This window comes from Desulfatitalea tepidiphila (genome assembly GCF_001293685.1).
GTDB lineage: Bacteria > Desulfobacterota > Desulfobacteria > Desulfobacterales > Desulfosarcinaceae > Desulfatitalea > Desulfatitalea tepidiphila.
Genome location: NZ_BCAG01000001.1, coordinates 132,698 through 151,678, shown reverse-complemented (window position 1 = coordinate 151,678; position 18,981 = coordinate 132,698). Strand labels below are relative to the sequence as shown.

The window sequence follows — 18,981 nt, the reverse complement described above, 5'->3', positions numbered from 1 at the left end:
TTTTGAAGAAAAGCATGAATAACGTGAACAAATCGCATGTGATGCCCCAAAGATCCCTAAGTTATATATAAATAGATGTCACAGGCGTATAGAATCGTATAACAATACCGTGTCGCCATGAAGGTCAACAATTGGACGGTCACGTGGGCCGAGCGTCAACAAAGGGGACGCGTCGTCCATCGCTATCGCGACCGGCACCGTCCTGCTCGCAAGACCGTGTGCCAGCCATAGAGGTATATGCGACCCTTTTTAAATGAACTGAAGCTGCCGGCGGCATCACCGCCCCCCTCGTCCGAACGCGCCAAGCCTTTTCGACTGGTGAAATATTTTTCGCTTTCGAGCCTGGTCCTGATTTTCTTCGGCACAATCATTCTTTCCATCCTCAACACGCATTGGATTCGCACCATGCAATTCTCCAAGAGCGAAGCCTATGCCCTTTTACTCATTGAAAATCTCAACCACCAGGTCTTCATGCAATTCATTCTGCCGGTGGGCATCAAGTTCGGGAAGATCGAATTGCGACACAAGGACCAGTACGAGCGCATGGACAGCGTGGTGCGCAGCACCCTGCACAGTTTCAAGGTGGATATGGTCAACATCTACGGCGTCCGCGATGTCATCGCTTACAGCTTTTCCAAGGAGTTGATCGGACTCGAAAATCTCGGCGGCACGAGCCACCAGAACGCCCTGGAAGGGCGGCCGACCTCCAGGCTGATTCAAAAAGGCAGCTTCTGGGAGCTGTTTTTCGGGCTGCCCGAAGAGATTAAAATCATCACTTTCGCCGCCTTGCGCATGGAAAAACCCCTCAGCCCGGTGGCGGGCGAGGTGCTGGGGGTGGTGGAGATCGTCCAGGATCTTTCCAACGATTATAAAGAGATATTTCGCTACCAGATCATGACCATGATCACCATCAGCGTTGTGATGATCATCCTCTTTCTGGTCATGATCTTCGTGGTCAAACGCGGCGAGGGGATCATCCAGAAAAGAGCCCAGGAGCAACTCAAGCTCAAAGAACAGCTCAGCCGCGCCAAGCATCTCTCGTCGCTGGGTGAAATGGTGGCCGGGGTGTCCCACGAGATCCGCAATCCGCTCGGAATCATCAGTAGTTCTGCGGAATTGCTGCGAAAAAAAATACCCGCCACCGATCCGATGATCCAGATCCCCAACATCATCATCGAAGAATCGACGCGCCTGAACCATATCATCACCGACTTTTTGAACTTTGCCAAACCCAAAAACCCCAATCGCTTTGCCTGCCGCATCGAAGATGTGATTGATAAAAATATTCGCCTTCTGGAAACCCAGGCACAAGCCGACGGCTTCCATATCCATGCCAATTTCGAAGGTGAACTGCCGATCATCATGGCCGATGCGGACATGCTCCATCAGGCCTTTTTAAATGTTTTCATCAATGCCATGCAGTCCATGCCCGACGGCGGCGACATCACGGTGAAAGCCAAATCGGCGAACAACAGCCTCTGGATCGCCGTCGAAGACCAGGGCGCAGGGATCTCGGATACGGACATGGAAAAAATCTGGGACCCCTTTTTCACCACCAAGGATAAGGGAACCGGACTGGGATTGGGCATCGTCAAAAACATCATCGAGGCCCACCAGGGGGCGGTGCGCATCGAAAACCGTCCGGAGGGCGGCGCGCGTGTGACGATCCGGCTGCCTATAGAAGAGGGATAGCGATATGGACACGATTCTCATCGTCGATGATGAAAAAAACTATCCGCTGGTACTCAGCGCGGTATTGCAGGAGGAGGGTTTTGAAACGCTGACGGCCAATAGCGGCCACGAGGCCCTGGCGGTTCTGGAACACTCCGATGTGGACCTCGTCCTTACCGACATGAAAATGCCCAAGATGGACGGCATCGAGCTGCTCCAGAAGATTAAAACCATCGATGCGGAGCTGCCGGTCATCATGATGACCGCTTACGGAACCGTCGAAAAAGCGGTGGAAGCCATGCAGAAAGGGGCCTACAGCTACATCCTCAAGCCTTTTGACAACGAACAGCTGATTCTCTATGTCAACAAAGCCATTGCCATGTATCGGGTGGTCAAGGAAAATCGGCAGTTGCGCAGCGCCGTGGAGAACCTTTACAGCTTCGGCAACCTGATCGGCAAGAGCAAGGCCATGCAGGATATCTTCGAAACCATTCGCAAGGTGGCGCCGGCCACGGCCACGGTACTCATCGAAGGGCCAAGCGGCACCGGCAAGGAGTTGGTGGCCAAATCGATCCACTTCAACAGCCCGCGCCGCAATCAGCCCTTTGTGGCGGTCAACTGCTCGGCGCTGGCCGAGAGTCTGCTGGAAAGCGAGCTCTTCGGCCATGAAAAGGGGGCCTTCACCGGCGCGGTCTCCATGAAAAAGGGACGTTTCGAGCTGGCCGACCAGGGCACCCTGTTCTTGGATGAAATCGGGGAACTTTCTTCTTCGCTGCAGGTCAAGTTACTGCGCGTGCTACAGGAGAAGGTCTTTGAGAGGGTGGGCGGCATTCGTCCCATTTCGGTCAATATCCGGCTCATTGCCGCGACCAACAAATCCCTGAGAGACGAAATCGCCAAGGGACGTTTCCGGGAGGACCTTTTTTACCGCCTCAATGTCGTCCATATCGTCCTGCCGCCCCTGCGCGACCGGCTGGAGGACATCCGCCCGCTGACGGCCCATTTTATAGCCAAATATGCGGAAGAACGACCAGATGAAAAACCGGTCACACGGCTGGAAAAGGAGGTCGAACGCCTCTTTTACCAATATGGCTGGCCGGGCAATGTGCGGGAACTCGAAAATGTCATCGAGCGCGCCATGGTCATGTGCGCCGGGGAGACGATCACCGTCGATGACTTGCCCCTGGACTTCAGGAATAATGTAACCCAGAACAACAAACTCAATCTTGAGGGCCTCTCCCCCAAAGCCACCCTTTACGAAACGCTGGCCCATGTGGAAAAGCAGATGATCCTGCAGGCGCTTCAACAGGCCGGATATGTCCAGTCCCATGCGGCGTCTCTTCTGGGCATCGGCAAAAGCGGTCTGAATCAGAAGCTGAAGAAATACGGGATCGATGTGGCGGAGTTCATCCAGCCCGAAGAGTGATGGCCATGCAAAAAGTCATCGCCGGACGACGCCGTAAAAAACGGCTTATCCCGCAATTTTTTCAGTTGCTGCGGCGGTTTCACGGGCGATATCGACATAAATGGAATTCGGAAAATCGGCCGCCAGCCGTTCGAAGGTTTGCCTGCTTTTCGCCCCGTCCCCGCTGGTCCGATACAACTGTCCCAACTGGAAGAGGGCGTTGTCTTTGAGTACGGTGCTGCCGCTGGCCAGGACCTTTTCAAAGGCCTCGATCGCAGCGGACGCGTCTCCCTTTTGCAGGTAAGCCATGGCCAACCCGTTAAGGATCGTGTTGCCCAGACTCGAATGTCCCTCGAGCCGATCGAGAGCCTCGCTGTAAAGCGCGATGGCTTGATCCGGCATGTTTGCAGACAAACTGATGTGGGCCAAAAAAACACCTGCCAGGCGACCGGCGTCATAACGGCCGTAACCATCCACCAGCCGCTGCAATTCAGGCTCGGCCGCGGCAAGGGCCTCGGCCGGTGAATTGCCCGCCTTGACGGCCTCCGCATAGGCGGTCATGCCCCGGCTCAGCAGGGCCGCAGCGGCTCGCTCTCGGTTTTCGGAATACAATCGATATCCGGCCACGAGGATGAGAAAAACGAAAAAGGCGCCGATGCCGTAAGCCAGGGGCTTGGCATTGGCCCTGGCCCACTGCACGACCTTGCCGGTCAGCGTCAAAAATTCATCGGGTTTTTTGACAAGTTCCTTGCGCGTGATCTTTTTCCCGGCCATTAGCCCTCCATCTGTTTTCGGATCGCCGTCCAGCGCGTTTCCGGAATATTTGCCCCTACGACCTGGCACACCTCATAGCCACAAAGCGATGCCAACCGTCCACAGCGATCGAGCGGCATCCGGTTCACCAGACCGTACAGAAAACCGGATGCCCACAAATCACCGGCACCCGTCGTATCCTGGGCTTCGCCGTTTCCCAAAGCGCTGACAGCCAGAACATCGCCGTTCGTGCCGATCAGGCTCCCCCGGGCGCCGAGTTTCAATACGGCCAGCGGTACTTGGGACGCCAGGATGGATATCGCCTTCGATTCGTCCCGGGTTCCGGTGTAGGCATGGGACTCATCCTCATTGGCCAGTAAGATGTCCACATACTCCGCGATCAACTCAGGCAGAATATCCCTGGCCTCTTCGACCACGTTGAAGCTGGCCAGATCGAGAGAAATCAGCGCTCCGGCATCGCGGGCCGCTTTCAACGCGGCCCGGATCAAGTCCCGATTGAAGAGCAGATAGCCTTCGATATGCACGATGGCCGCCTCCTCGAAACAGGCCGGGGTCATCTCCTCGGGCCGCGCTTCGGCGGAAGCCCCCAGATAGGTAAACATGGACCTTTGAGCATCCGGTGAGACGATGGAAAGCACCCGGCCGGTGGGGGAATCGGAATTCAACAAAAAAGAGTGGACGCCTTGTCTGGTCAAATCGTCACGGAACAACCGGCCCATGGGGCCGTTGCCGCACTTTCCCACGAATTGAGCGTGCCCGCCCAGGCGGCCGATACCCACCACCGTATTGCACGCCGATCCCCCGGGAACGATTTGCGGCGGATTGCTCGCCTGCTGGACGGTCCGATCGATAAACTCCCTGTCCACATAGGTCATGCCGCCCTTGATGGCGCCCACCCGCTGTAGAAAGGCATCATCTTCGCGGGCCAAAATGTCCACCAGGGCCGAACCCACACCGGTCACCTTCCGTCTTTCCGGATTCAAGCGGTCGTAAATCCGGGTCATGTTCACCATACCAGCGTCTCCAGTACCCATCCTTTGTCTCCATCCGCGTGTTGGATTTCCAACCAGCGGTCCTTCTTTTGCAACACTTTGAAGGGGATTCCGCGATCCACGATGAAGGCGATGCCATGGTTCGTCCCCGGACCCGAACGCACATTGCAGCGGGATACGCGAACGATCACCGTGGGTGTCTGATCGAGCAAGGCGGCATGGATCCACCCCTGATCCCCTTCGAAGTCCTTGAATCGGTACCATTCGCCTTTTTTTTCAACAATCAATACCGGATGATATTTTTCGATTTGCCATAAAGTGTCATGGTTGGTCCCCGGACCGGATCGGATGTTGACGATGTCTTCCTTGGCGGCCATGCGCTCGGCCGCTGCAGCCTGCCCTACCGCCAGGGCGACCCACATGCCGATCAACACGACTTTTGTGATGTGCGCTAATCTCATTGTAAATCCAATCGTTATCTCCCATCACGTATTGCTCAGGGCTGGACCTTTAAGCTGCCCGGCCTCTCTTCACGGGTCAAGGCTGACACCATGATTTTGCTCGCCAACCCCTGCCCGAGGACCAGTCGATTGAAGTCTGAGGCAATCACGACTTGTCCTCGGTTGATGTTGGTGATCACCTCGATCTCGTCTCCGATACGCAACCCCATGGTCAACAAGCGCATTTTCAAACGGCCGCCGCCCCTGAAGGCCACCACCTTCAATCGCTCACCGGGGCGGGCGGCGTCGAGGGACAGAAGATCCTCACGGCGCGCCAGGCATTCCCGGCAGATCCCGTAAAGCTCCATTTTGTGCTGCAACATATGGAAGCCATAGGTCGAGGCGATCTGCTCCTGCAGATTTTCGATGGCATCGTTCTCGAACTCGATGATTTTTCGGCATTTGGTGCAAACCAGGTGATCGTGGTGCTGCCCGAGATGACGGTGCTCGTATCGCACCTGCCCGTTGTCGAACCGGCTGGCCTGGGCAAAGCCGTAGTGGCACATCATCTCGATGGTTTCCTGAACGAACGTCTCCTCCAGGTGATGGCCCGCCGTGTGCACGGCCTGCGTCAACTCCTGGGCCGTCACATGCTTTTCGATGTTCAAAAAAACTTCCAAAACAGCCAAACGATCCTCGAAGCGATCGATACGATCGCCCTTGAACAGCTTGATGAATTGTTCCTTCTCCCGTTTATGGATGGCCACTGACGTCATTACCGGACGACCTCTTCAGGGTAGCATGTGAGATCCGCATCGCTCAAAGCTGAACTATTTGCTGTGTCCAGGCAAATTCCAAGTGGTGCACGATCCGCTGGAGCAGGTACGCGAAATGGCGGACGGGCCTGACTTGGCGCCGTTTCCCCCTGCACCCACGCTGAAATTGGTCGCGCTGATGACACGCTCCAGTTCCTCCGAGCCACACTTCTTACAACGCATGGGCACCTTTTCCTCACCCGTCCCCATGACCAGCACTTCCATGAAGGTTTCACACTTCAGACACTTGAATTCATATATCGGCATTTCTGCTCCTTTTACCATCGTGATAATTAGAACTTTTCTTTCTATTATCAATAACCGGGGCTTGTCAAGCCGTGGTCAAAGGCATGAAGGATTCTAACTGAATGCCATTCACCAACTCCGGCCCGGGTGGGACAGGTGGCCGATGCCACACGCCAAGCGGTCAAGTGCCGGTAAAATGCACGGCGGGCGACCCGGAAACTCGCTGCGCTCAAACAGTCTGGGCCGCTTGTCCGCCGTTTGCATTTAACTGGCTCTAAGAGCGCAGGCTCACGTGGCCCTGGCAACCTGCCCCACCCGGGCCTGCCTCAACCGTTGACGTGCGAATTTTTTATCAAACGCCTTCTGTAATGCATGCCCTTCAAGGTGAATCACATTCAGTTAGAATTGCTGCAAAGGCATTTCCAAACGCGTAATGCCTCACCCCCGTATTCCGTCATTTACCCAACGGGCAAGCGAACCGTAACTACGGTGCCGCGCGGGTCGGCAGCCGCCAATGCGATGGTGCCCCCATGGCGTTGAAGGATCTGGTGACAAATGTACAGCCCCAACCCGGTTCCCCGACCAACGGGTTTGGTGGTAAAAAACGGCTTAAAAACATCTGGGCGGATAGCGGCCGCGATGCCCGATCCATTGTCCCGGCACTGGAAGACCACATGCCCACCGGCCGCATCGTGCCAGGTGCGCAAGCAGACTTGACCGCCACGATCCGCCAACGCCTGAATCGCATTTTGAATGATGTTCAGGGCCACTTGCCCCAGATGGGCAAAATTGCCCTGCAGCCTGGGCAGTTCCGGATCGAGATCGGTTTCAATGTGCATCTGCCGGTGCTTGTATTGATTGTGCAATACCCGCAGGGCATCCTGGACCACCGACGTCATGTCCACCGATTCCTCGTAGGTCTGCGTCTGGCGTGAGAGGCCCAGGAGGCTGGCGATGATGGATTTGGCGCGGGCCAGTTCCTTGTCGGCGAAATGCAGGTCGTCCAGCAGATCGGGATCGAGCGGTCGGTTCCGATCCCACTCGGACAGCTCCTCGGCAATCGATTGGAGCAGGCTGGTCACGCTGGCGAGCGGATTGTTCAGTTCATGGGCCACACCGGCCACGAGCTGCCCCAGCGCGGCCAGGCTTTCGGAGCGGATCAGTTGTTCCTGGGAACGCTCTTTTTCCGCAAGGGCGGTTTCCAGAGCTTCGGTGCGCGCGGCCACCTGCGCTTCCAATGTCTGATTCAGCTCGCGAAGCGCCTGGTAGGCCTGGGCATTTTGAATGGCAAGAGCGCTTTGATGGCACAAGGGCAACAGCAGGTCCAGGTCCTCGGCGGAAATTATCCGGCCGCTGCGCTTTTCGCCCAGCACCAGAAAACCTTTCAAACGCTCCCTGAAACACATAGGGAAAACGGCCTCTCCACGTAGCCAACGCATCTGCGACAGCACCCCGACGGTTTTGCCTGCACGGGCCGCTCCCAGCAGTTTTTGCTTTAAAATGGGAAGGGACCGGCCTTGCAGGGCCGACACGAGACAGGATTCTTCGGCCAGAAACGCATCCTGCCACTGGTCTGTGCCGTCTCCTGCCGCGGCAATCGCACGATAGCCATTGACGGCTGGATCGGCGAGAAAGAGCGTGCAATGCGTCACCTGCATGGCGTCGATGATGGTTCCCTGCAACAGTTGGGTGATCTTTTGCCGGTCGAGAATAGATGCAATGGTCTGGCTGATGTGGTTCAAGGTCATGCGATGATCGAACGAACCCTTGAGCCGCATGCGATCCATGCCTTGTTGGAGCCATCCGGCCAGAGGTCCGGAGGCCATGGCCGCGGGAATCAAAAACAGAAGGGCCATAAGATGGGCCGCGCTGAATCGAATTTCCATGGCAGGCAAAGGCAAGACATAAGCCATCAGAAGATAAACGGCCGCCAACACCATCGTCATGGTCAGGTATACGAAACCTTTGCGCAGGAACACACCGGAATCGAGCAGATCGTAGCGGAAAAAGCCAGCCGCAAATATGATCAATGGAATAAACCCAAAAGCGCCGGGTGGGTAGACCGGCACACCGAAGAGGGTCAGGCAGTTCAGCGTGGTCAGTATCCCCAGCAGGCCGAAGCCGATGAATAGATAGTGAAGTTTGTTTTTGTAGATACTGCGCGATTCGCGACGAATGGCCCGATATATTATGACGACGTTGTAACCGGTGGCAAGAACGGCGCCGATTCCCATCAGGATGAACAAGGGCCCGCCCTGGCCGAAGTAACCGAAAGCGAAAAAACGGGTATCCGCGATGATCCATCCTCCCCACGGCGCGCAGGCCGCCACCAGGGCGGCGTAGCCGTAGGCGAATGGGACCACATGACGCCGGCGATCCATCCCAAGATACAGGTGGAAGAAGTGGATGAACAATGGAAGTAAAAAAGGGTGAAACAGGTGGCCGATGCGGCTGGCCATCAACGCCACCCGTGCAGACGGTGCATTGAAATTGATCAACATGTCGATGTAGAGCAAGCTTCCAAAAAAACAGAGCGCGGCAAACAGGCGGTGGGACTTTCCTTTGTGCCGGCCAAGAACGATGTGTGCTGCCATTGCGCCCAGCAGCACCGCGGTGAAGAGCGGCGGCAGGCTGTACAACAATCGGTCGAAAAACATGGCAACCCCTTTGGTGAAAAGATTGCAGATGAGACCGGCGGCTCATCACGATGACAAGGCGCAAGTCGTTCATCCGGATCGACAACGGCGGCCCTGCGCGACCGCCAGGGCAGATCCGGGATTTACAATTTCGGTTCGTTCACAATAGACGGCGAATGCCGTGTTCGGAAGGGCATGGTTTATCGGCCCGTGGAGAGCATCTCACGGGCGTGGGCCAGGGTGGTGGCCGTGATCTTTTCGCCGCCCAGCATGCGGGCCAGTTCTTCGACCCGCGCTTCGGGCGCCAGCGGCATGATGGTTGTCCGGGTTCGGCCCCGGGAAACGCTTTTCACGATATTAAAATGATGATCGCCATACCTTGCGATTTGCGGCAGATGGGTGATGCACAGAATCTGATGGTGACGGGCCAGATGGGCCAGCTTTTTTCCCACCACATCGGCGACGCCGCCGCCGATGCCGGCATCGACTTCGTCGAACACCACGGTTTCCAAGGCATCGCTATGGGCCAGAATGGCTTTCAGGGCCAGCATCACCCGGGACAACTCCCCGCCCGAAGCGATGCTGGCCAACGGTTTGATCGCCTCTCCGACATTGGGAGCCATCGTGAAGACCACCCGGTCCGAACCGCTTTCTGTCAGCGCAAGGCCCTTGTTGGCCAGGAACGGACCGGTCTCCCTGAGCTGGTCCACCGGCTGTATGTCCACTACGAACCGGGTGCCGGCCATCTTCAGATCGGCCAGCTCCCGCTCCACCTTTTGAGACAACAGCTCAGCCGCCTTGCGGCGTTTGTCGGACAATGTTTCAGCCAGACCGCAAAGCGCCTGGTGGTTGCGCTGCAGTTCGGCTCTGATTTCGGATAGCCGCTCGTCCAGGGTGTCGATCTCTTTTAATTGGCAGGCGATATCTTCGGCGTGGGCGTGAACCGCTTCCAGGGACCCGCCGTATTTGCGTTTGAGCTTGTTCACCGTATCCAGGCGCGCCTCGACAGTCTCCAGCCGGCCGGGATCCAGGTCGATGTGCCGCAGATAGTCCCGCAGGCGACCGGCCAGATCTTCCACCCGGTAGGTCACCTCTTCCAGTTCGCCGGAACGGTCCTGCAATTGGTCGTCGATGCGCCCCACTCGCGAAAGTGCCTTGGCCAGCTGGCCGAGGATTTCAAACACGGCACCGTCGCCGCTGTAAAGCGCTTCGATGCACTGCTGCACGGTTTGAAACAGCTCCTCTCCGTTCTTGAGGCGCAGGCGCTCTTTTTCAAGGGTTGCATCCTCATCGACTTGCAGGTCCGCCGCTTCGATCTCCTGCAGCTGAAACCGCAGCAGTTCGGATTGCTCGTCCTGGCGACGCTGGCGCTCGAGCAGCGCCTGCTCTTCGCGGATCAGGGGCAATATACGGGCGTGGCTCTCCGCGTAACGGCCGCGCAGCGGCAACAAATCGCCGAACTGGTCGAGAATGGAAAGATGCTCCTCCTCCCTGAGCAAGCCCTGGTGGGCGTGCTGCCCCGCAATGCTGGCCAGTCGGGCGGTCAGGTCGCCGAGCAGCTGCATGGTGGCCAGTCGGCCGTTGATATAGATGCGATGACGATCCTGATTGGAGATGATCCGTCGCACCAGCAGCCCATCGCCGGCGTCATACCCTGCATCGACCATCCGTCGGGCGATCTCGCTGCCGGCAGGAATGTCGAACAGCGCCTCGAGTTCGGCGCTTTCTGCGCCGGTGCGGATCAGGGCGGCCGATGCCCGGCTGCCCAGCAATAAATTCACGGCATTGATGATGATCGACTTTCCCGCTCCGGTTTCACCGCTGAGGATCGTCAACCCCGGGGAAAAACGAATGCTGAGATCCTCGATAATGGCGAAATTGCGAATGGTGAGTTCCTGGAGCATATGTCGACGCCCTGCCTCCTGCCTAGTGCACTATATTACGCTGACATAATGGGCCACTTGCTTGCAGTCGTATTCGTACTCGCACTCGAAAGATCCCCCTGCTTGTGTCAACGATTCCAGGATGGATCGAGTACGAGTACCGCTGCGCTGAAGTACGCGTACGAGTACGCTAAGTATCCATTCCATTGGCTGTATGGGGCGACATATAGGTCAGCTTATTTATGCCTGCGTGTACCTAGTGCGGCGATGCACCTGCGTTGCGCCGCAGGGATACCTTGCGCCAGCCGCCGTCCTTGACCCAACAGTGCCATCCCCACTTCAACCAACCCAAAAGAGCCCATGCCAACCATAAGGACCAGACCAGCATCAGCAGGTTGAACAGCCACACCGGCAGGCTGATCAGCCAGGGTTGCGGCATGTTCCCCGCGATGTGGTCCTGGGTCCACTTGAGCACCATGTGGCTCGATTGGTTGCCGGCGATCTGCATCTCCGGCTGGCCCAGCAGGCCGGCCTTGACCGCTGCAAAGAGGGCCGCCAGGGCGGCCAATGTCCATGCGACCAGCCCGATTTGAATGGCGTTGAACGGCAGCCAGTGCTGCGGCAGAGGAGACTTCGCCCGCAGGCCCAGGGCCAGCAGCCACCCCACGATGATCAATGCCATGGCCGGTGGGACCTGGGTCAATCCCAACCCCAGCAGCAGCCATTGCCAGCTCCTCAGCGGCGTCAGGGGCAAACGCGCCAGAACCAGGGCCGCAAGGACGATGGCGATCAGATAACTCCAGAAGAGCACCGCCGGCCCCCAACGGGGACCGCCGACCATCAGGATCCAGCGTTGGGCCGGCACGTTCACCGTTACCCGGGCATTGACCGCCGGTTGGCCCAATTTCACCTCGGGAACTTTGAAAAAAGTGCCGAAGGATGACAGCTGCTGCCACCGGACCGCCACCGCCTGGGCCCCCGGTTGCAGGGGCACGGTCACATAGGGTCCGTCCTGGCGCACGGGAAGCGTTCTACCGCCGACCGTCACCTGCTGCAAATTGGCATTGGACGGCAGCTCCATCGTATGCTGCCCCCCGCGGCTGGTCCGTATCCGCATGCGCAGCTCGCCCTGGCCGAAACGCTGCCCCGGCGTCAACACCAGGTCGGCGCCATCGATGGTCTTGATCTGCCCGGGTACGGCCTCCGGACGATTTACCCGGATCGTGATTTTTTCACCGGGCCAGGGCTGCCAGCGCGGGCGCCACTGACCGGCGGCGTCCTGATGGTGGACGGCCGCAATGCCCTCCGTTTCGCAATGCCAGATAGCACCCGCATCCAGGATCCATGTTTCGGTCCACGGAACGGCCTTTGGCGCTGTCAATTCGATTATGGGCGCGATGGTTAAGACAGAGTCGAAGGTCACCATCCTTTCGGACGGTGCCATGTTGATCAGGGCCTGCCCCTGGTCGACCTGGACGCCGGAAGTGGTGATCGATTCATCGGCCATCAAGGGCAGCGTCACCACGATGGGCGCACCGGTGGGGGTCAACCGCGTCACCGTGGTCGTTACCTGCCAGGTCAGTCCCAACCGCAGCAGCCGCTCGACCTGTAAAAACGGCGGGAGGCTGCCGGCGGGACGATCTGCCGATGGCGACCGGTCGTTCTTCAAACGGGTCAATTGGATACTGGATCCGGTATGGCCATTGGGATCGATGCCGTCCAGGCGCCACCCTGACGCCGCATAGGAGGCGTTGTGCGGTCGGAGCGGCAGCGGCATCTGAATCACCGATACCGCTGCCACATCGGCGGTCAGATTCAGGGTGTGGACGCCCGAAGGCACCAGGGCCCACATCTGGCCTTGGTCGTCGACGCGCAACCCGCTGATCGGTGCGTTATCCAGCAGGATCTGATCGGGCAGCCACGACCTTCGGTTGACCGGTAACGGGACAGCCATGCGATCAGCACAGTGAATTTTCAACATCACCTGCAGGTCGTCTCCGGATGCGACCACCTCCATGCGTGCAATCTCGGCACAGTGGGGCAGGCAATCGGGCTTCTCCAGGAGACGCTGGCGGAGCTCCTCCAGAAGAGCCGGCGGTGGAAAGATCGATGCATCGGCCGCATACGCCTCCGGCCGAAGCATGCCGAGGCACAAAACAACCCATACCACCGCCGCGGTTGCATTGAACCTGTCGCGGACCCGCTGCCACCATGGCCGCCACCACGATCGCCAATCGAACAGGATCCACATCAACAAGATCAGAAAAGCGACCCTGAGCATGGCCAGGATAAAATTCACGATCGGTGAGAGCAGATAGAACCGAATGTCTTGCGCCTTGGATACCGGGCCGCTCCAGCGCAGTTGAACCGATCGCCACTGCCAGTCCGGCAGGCCGGGTCCGGTGGGAATCAGTGCATCGGGATCATGGTCGATCAGATCAGCCTCCTTCACGGGAACGGAAACCGCGGCGGACGGGGTCTGCGCCCGTCCTGCCTTGGCCATCATCCTGGAACTCATGTCCGATTCGTCCATGCGCTCGACCATGGGAGCGGGGGGCGCCAGGTTCGACAGCTGCGTTCGGGCCGGAATGGGCCGATCGGCATGAGGGGCCAGTTGGGGGTACAGGCCCCAGCGGATCTCCTGCACCACGAAAGGGATGGCCGTGATCAACAAAACCGCCACGGCGCCGATGCCCCACATCGTCACCAGACGCCTGAACCAACCAGCCGGCAGCAGGGGCCACAAGGCCAGCACGGCCAACAAATGGAGCCAGACCCAACGCGGGGCGCCGGTTTCGTGCCATATGAGCGTCATGGTCACCAGGGCCGCTATCCCCCAGTACCAGGCCCGCAGTTTGGCTACCGCCAGGGCGATGATCAACAGAAGGAACAGATCGAGCAGCGACCAGCGTTTCAGCCAGGTATCAGAGAGCCAGTCGACGCCCGACGCCGAAAAAATACGCCATCCCGGCGGCAGGTGAAGAACGCCCGTGACGGTCTGGAAATCGTGGTCCCATCCCACGGCGGACATCGCCGCCGGGCGATCTGGCAGGCGGCTGTCCGCTTCCATGGACAGATGGCCCCGGCGCAACTCGACGCCCATCTTCTTTTCGGGGCCCTGTTCCGTGATCACCCGCTCCTCTCCGTCCACGGCCACCCGTCCCAGGACCATGGGCGCGTTGACGGCCAGCGACCACTGGCGGCTGAGGGTGCCGCTGATCGCGTCACGAAGGGTAAATCCGGCGCCATCGAAATCGAGCCACCAGGTCCGATGCAGGACGAGTTGATCCGGCGCCGGATCCGGATCGCCCCTGCGGATCTCCTTGAGGGTCATGGCGCCGCCCGATTTCAACAAATAGGCCGGATAACCGCGCCAGGCATCCGGCATGTCGGTCTGACCGGGCTCCACCGGCGCCACATCGAGAACCTCCACCATGCGCAACGCGTGCCGGGGTTGAAAGGACCAGACCTCATCCCCATAGGGGCAGGGACCGGCGTTGATTTTGAATTGCGGGCCGGACATGCGAGCAACGATGGAAATCTCCCATCGTCCGGCCCTGGCCTGCACCGTCAACCGCCCATTGGCATCCAGCCGCGCCGGCAGTAGGCTCTTGATGTCCATGGGGATGCTGTTTTCCAACAATACCCCGGGAAGTTCGATTTCACGCGAATTGCCCGATATGTCGAGGCGCAGGTGCGTGGTGACCTGCATGGGAATGGTATCGTCCAGCAGACGGAACAGCCGCAAGGCGATGCGCTCTTCACGGCCTCCGGCGGACGCTCCCTCCTGTAGCCAGAGCCGTCCCTGGGCATCGATGGTCGTGGTACGGATCCGGCGCCCGTCGATGTTGAGTTCCAGCAACCCCAGTTCGGGAGGCACCTGGATCATCTCCGGACGCTGTTGCCAGATGAATCGTCCCATGATCCGATGATCGCCGGGCGACAACCGGATCATGGGTGCGTCGTTTCGATGAATCACGGCCACGGATTGCCCGTCCACCGTGACGCTGTCGGGCCACAAATCGGCATTGCCCGGCAAAACGACCCACCCTTCGGCAAACATGAGCCACCGCTGTTCGAAGGTCCCTTGATCAGACGAAAATTCGAGGTGCAATCGCGATGGCCACTGGCAACGCGCCACCGTACCGTCATCGTAATCGGTGGGGCATAGCGCTTCGGATTGGCCATGCAGCACCCACGGCGCCCAAGCCTCAAGACCCGGAGGGATGTCGCCGGGCGCCATGGCCGCATCCGCCACGGAGGTGAACACCAGCAACAGGCCCACCAGGAGCCAGGCAAATCCCGATTTGCGATTCATCGTCCAAAACCTTTGTCATGGGTTTTAAAAGGATGTGATATACAACGAATCATTGATGATATCCAGCGCCACCCCGTCACCGCACCACGCGATTGGTAATGGCCCCTATTTTCTCGATCCAGCAGGAGACTTCATCGCCCTCGTCCAGAACGATGGGCGGATCGCGGAAAATCCCCACGCCGGCCGGCGTGCCGGTGGAAATCACGTCCCCTGGCACGAGAGTGATGTCTTCGCTGATGTTGGCGATCAGGGCGGGAAGGTCGAAAATCAGGTCGCGGGTGTGGCCGTCCTGCATGATCCGGCCGTTCACCGTGGCGGTCAGACGCAGATCGTGGGGATCGCCGATCTCGTCGAGAGTCACCAGGGCCGGGCCCATGGGGGCGAAGGTGTCGAACGCCTTTCCCCGAAACCATTGGGAGTCGGCGAATTGCGCCTCGCGCCCGGACACATCGTTCATCACCGTCACACCGGCCACGTGGGACAAGGCTTGCGCGCGCACGATACGCTTGCCCGCTTTTCCGATGACGAGGGCCAACTCCACCTCCCAGTCGACCTTTCCGGAGCTGCGCGGCAGCAGGATCGGGTCGAACGGACCATTGAGCGTGTTGGGCGTCTTTGAAAAAATCAACGGGCTGGCCGGCGTCTCGAAACCGCCTTCACGGGCATGCTCGGCATAATTCTTCCCCAGGCAGATGATCTTGGAGGGTCGTGCGATGGGCGGCCCCCAGCGTTCCTTGGATTCACGGGCATGGGCCGACAGGTCGAGTCCGGCCAGACGTTCCAGCCACCCCTGCCTGAAAAACTGCTCGTCGATATCCGGGATTTCCGGAAAAAGCACGCGCAGGTCCACCACCTTGCCGTCGATCGACAATCCGGGGCGCTCACGGCCGGGCGCTCCCATTCGGATGAGTCTCATCGCCACCTCTTTACATCGAATCTGCATCGAACATTCATGGCCCCGGAAGGCCGCCACAACACCGTTTGGACAAAAATACAGGCAGTTGGATAAGAACCGCCCATAGCCTTTGTGCCATGAATCCAAACGGCTGTAAAGGGGACGCCGGTCCCCTCAATATGCCAGGGCCGCACCTGGCGGCAATGGATACAAAACGGGGAGTCACCCCCACACCTCCCATAACTCTTTGTTTTGATACAAGGTTTGAAATAAAATTTTGCTTGTTTTTTATATCGCGATATGAAATTTAAACTAGATTTCGCGTCCATTGTCTGGAGGGTCAACCCGTATGCATCCCAAATCCCCCAAATCGCCGCCCGCAACGGCCGATGCTCCCGCCGATGCTCCCAATGATCCTCAAGTCTCCCAAAAATTGAAAAAGCTGGGCGAGTTGTTCAGCCTGATGGGCCCTGACCCCGAGCAGAATATTCACATCATCGTTCAGCAAGCCTACCAATTGCTCGGCAGCGCCTGTTCGCTCTACAACCGCATCGACGATCACGAAGCTTCGCTGGCCTGCTGGTCCGGATACAATCTGCCCCCGGGGTTTCCGGCCAAGGACAAAGCCGCCGGACATATCTGTTTCGAAGCGACCATCCAGAGCGGCAACCGGCCCGTGATCCTCGAGGACCTCACCCGCACCCCCTTTTACGAAAGCGATCCCTATGTCCGCCAATATGGTCTGAAGAGCTACCTGGGATATCCGGTGTATTGCCGGGAGAGCGTCATCGGCGCCCTGTGCATCGTGGACACGCAGGTTCGGCAGTTCAATGAGATCGACATCTACATCATCAGTACCCTGGCGAAATTCCTCTCCCTCGAAGAGGATCGCAAACAGGCCCAGGCGGCATTGCGCCAGAGCGAAGCCAAGCATCGCCGGCTCCACAAAATGTTGCGCCTGATGGCCGACAACGTCCCGGACCTGATCTGGGCCAAGGACCTGGACGACCGTTACATGTTCGCCAACCAGGCCCTGTGCGACAAACTGCTCCAATGCCGCCATCCCGATGAGGCCATCGGCAACACCGAAGCGTATTTTGCCGAGAAGGAGCGGAAACTCGGCCACCAGCACACCTTTGGCGACGGCGCCATCAACTCGGACGAAATCACCAAGCTGCGCAAATCGGCCGGCCGTTTTCTCGAAGAGGGCCTGATCCGCAATCATTACCTGATGCTCGATGTCCATAAGGCGCCCTTCTGGGACGATAATGGTCAGTTGATCGGGACGGTGGGCTGCGCCAGGGATGTGACCCGCGAGAAGCAGACGGCCAGGGCGCTCCAGGAGAGCGAACAGCGCTACAAGGATCTTTATCAAAACGCTTCGGTCATGCTCTACTCCCTCGACAGCGAGGACCGCATCACCAGCGTGAGCAACATGTGGCTGGAAACCATGGGATACCAGCGGGAAGAGGTCATCGGCCGATCCGCCTTTGATTTTTTCACCTCCCAGAGCCGCCGCGACGCCATAGAGAACTCTTTCCCCGCATTTTACAAGTCCGGTTCTATCAAAAATCGCCCCTATCAATTTGTTACCCGGCAGGGGGAGATCAAAGACATCCTGCTCAGCGCCATCGCCCAACGCGACACGCGCGGCAACTATTCTGGCGCATTGGCCTTCATCGTGGACGTCACCCTGAATCGGGAGGCCGAAAAGGATCAACGCCGGCTGGCGGCGCGCCTGCAACAAGCCCAGAAAATGGAGTCCATTGCGACATTGGCTGGCGGGATCGCCCACCAGTTCAACAATGCCCTGGCCGTCATCCTCGGCAATCTGGAACTGATCCAGATGGACGGTCTGGCCGACGCCAAAATCATGCGGTTCGTGGAACCCATCCAGCAGGCGGGCCATAAAATGGTCCAATTGACGAGTCAATTGCTGGCCTATGCCCGCGGCGGCAAATTCCAGACCCAGACCGTGGCCTCCCACCATTTCGTTCGCGAAACCCTGAGCCTGGTCAACCACAGCCTGTCGCCCTACGTGGAGCTCGAGACGGAATTGGAAGAGTCCACCGATCCCATCGAAGTGGACAGCACCCAGATGCAGATGCTGCTGGCCGCCATTTTGTCCAATGCCTCCGAGGCCATCGAAGAGAAAGGCACGGTGCGCGTCACACTGCGCAACGTCGACGTGCTGCCGGACGACTGCATCAAATATCAAGGCCTCAAGCCGGGAAGGCATGTCCTGCTCAGCATTACCGATACCGGTAAAGGCATGGATCAAAAGACCCTCGAACGCGTCTTCGAGCCGTTTTATACGACCAAATTCCAGGGGCGGGGCCTCGGCATGGCGGCCGTGTATGGCATCGTCAAAAAGCACGGCGGTTTTGTCTACGTGGCATCCGAGCTGGGCAAGGGCACCACGGTGTCCATCTACCTGCCGTGCGCCAGCGCTGCCGACGCGGCACCCGGCGACACGGTCAAACCGCTGCACACCGGCCATGGCACCGGAGTGGCGCTGATCATCGAAGACGAAGAGCTGGTCATGGAGGTCAACCGGGCCATTGTCGAAAAATTGGGATACGGGGTCCTGGAGGCCAAATCGGGCAAGGAGGCCTTGCAGCTTGCACAAGAGTATCCGGATGCCATCGCATTTGCCCTCCTGGATGTCGTGCTTCCGGACATGAGCGGCAACCAGATCTATCCCAAGCTCAAGGAGTTGCGGCCCGACCTGAAGGTAATCGTCTGCAGCGGCTTCACCCTCGACGGCCCGGCCCGGGAGATCATCAATGCCGGCGCAGAGAGCTTTCTTCCCAAACCGTTCTCCGTGGCGGCCTTGTCCGCGGCGCTGGAAGAGGTGCTGAACAACGGACATTAGATATCGGCGTGGCTGGTCGCGAGGGGCTCGC

12 protein-coding genes are annotated in these 18,981 nt (G+C 58.6%); 3 read left to right on the top strand and 9 right to left on the bottom strand.

What is annotated here, in order from left to right; all coding sequences use genetic code 11:
- Positions 1–237 precede the first annotated feature (237 nt).
- Positions 238–1,692 carry a sensor histidine kinase gene (locus tag DFT_RS00645; RefSeq protein WP_054029320.1) on the top strand — a complete coding sequence of 485 codons (1,455 nt, stop codon included), beginning with the start codon at positions 238–240 and terminating at the stop codon, positions 1,690–1,692.
- Positions 1,693–1,696: 4 nt separating this feature from the next.
- A complete protein-coding gene (locus DFT_RS00640) occupies positions 1,697–3,097 on the top strand; it encodes a sigma-54-dependent transcriptional regulator (RefSeq protein ID WP_054029319.1) in 1,401 nt (466 codons plus the stop codon).
- Positions 3,098–3,142: 45 nt separating this feature from the next.
- On the opposite strand, the gene DFT_RS00635 is transcribed toward DFT_RS00640, so the two are convergent.
- The 9 genes from DFT_RS00635 to DFT_RS00595 all read right to left on the bottom strand — a co-directional run bounded on the left by DFT_RS00635 (position 3,143) and on the right by DFT_RS00595 (position 16,096).
- Complete coding sequence (locus tag DFT_RS00635) at positions 3,143–3,850, bottom strand: tetratricopeptide repeat protein (RefSeq protein ID WP_054029318.1); 708 nt, start codon at positions 3,848–3,850, stop codon at positions 3,143–3,145.
- The gene (locus DFT_RS00630; RefSeq protein ID WP_235506146.1) at positions 3,850–4,863 is read right to left on the bottom strand and encodes an adenosine kinase; all 1,014 of its coding nucleotides are present in this window, start codon (positions 4,861–4,863) and stop codon (positions 3,850–3,852) included. The genes DFT_RS00635 and DFT_RS00630 overlap by 1 nt, the downstream gene beginning before the upstream one ends.
- Entirely contained in the window at positions 4,857–5,303 is a 447-nt protein-coding gene (locus tag DFT_RS00625; RefSeq protein ID WP_054029317.1) for an SH3 domain-containing protein, read from the bottom strand. Before DFT_RS00625 ends, DFT_RS00630 begins: the two co-directional genes overlap by 7 nt.
- Positions 5,304–5,338: 35 nt before the next feature.
- Positions 5,339–6,058: a transcriptional repressor gene (locus DFT_RS00620; protein ID WP_054029316.1), complete on the bottom strand. Its 720-nt coding sequence runs from the start codon at positions 6,056–6,058 to the stop codon at positions 5,339–5,341.
- A 54-nt stretch (positions 6,059–6,112) separates the two neighbouring features.
- On the bottom strand, positions 6,113–6,364 hold the full coding sequence (locus DFT_RS00615) for an FmdB family zinc ribbon protein (RefSeq protein WP_054029315.1): 252 nt from the start codon (positions 6,362–6,364) through the stop codon (positions 6,113–6,115).
- Between the two features lie 437 nt (positions 6,365–6,801).
- Positions 6,802–9,000, bottom strand: coding sequence for an ATP-binding protein (locus DFT_RS00610; RefSeq protein ID WP_054029314.1), 2,199 nt, complete (start codon positions 8,998–9,000; stop codon positions 6,802–6,804).
- Between the two features lie 179 nt (positions 9,001–9,179).
- Positions 9,180–10,883, bottom strand: a complete 1,704-nt coding sequence (gene recN / locus DFT_RS00605) for a DNA repair protein RecN (RefSeq protein WP_054029313.1) — start codon at positions 10,881–10,883, stop codon at positions 9,180–9,182.
- Positions 10,884–11,118: 235 nt separating this feature from the next.
- On the bottom strand, positions 11,119–15,180 hold the full coding sequence (locus DFT_RS00600; protein WP_054029312.1) for a hypothetical protein: 4,062 nt from the start codon (positions 15,178–15,180) through the stop codon (positions 11,119–11,121).
- A 76-nt stretch (positions 15,181–15,256) separates the two neighbouring features.
- The gene (locus DFT_RS00595; protein WP_054029311.1) at positions 15,257–16,096 is read right to left on the bottom strand and encodes a fumarylacetoacetate hydrolase family protein; all 840 of its coding nucleotides are present in this window, start codon (positions 16,094–16,096) and stop codon (positions 15,257–15,259) included.
- A 328-nt stretch (positions 16,097–16,424) separates the two neighbouring features.
- On the opposite strand from DFT_RS00595, the gene DFT_RS00590 reads away from it, so the two are divergent.
- Positions 16,425–18,950 carry a PAS domain S-box protein gene (locus DFT_RS00590; RefSeq protein WP_054029310.1) on the top strand — a complete coding sequence of 842 codons (2,526 nt, stop codon included), beginning with the start codon at positions 16,425–16,427 and terminating at the stop codon, positions 18,948–18,950.
- Positions 18,951–18,981 lie beyond the last annotated feature (31 nt).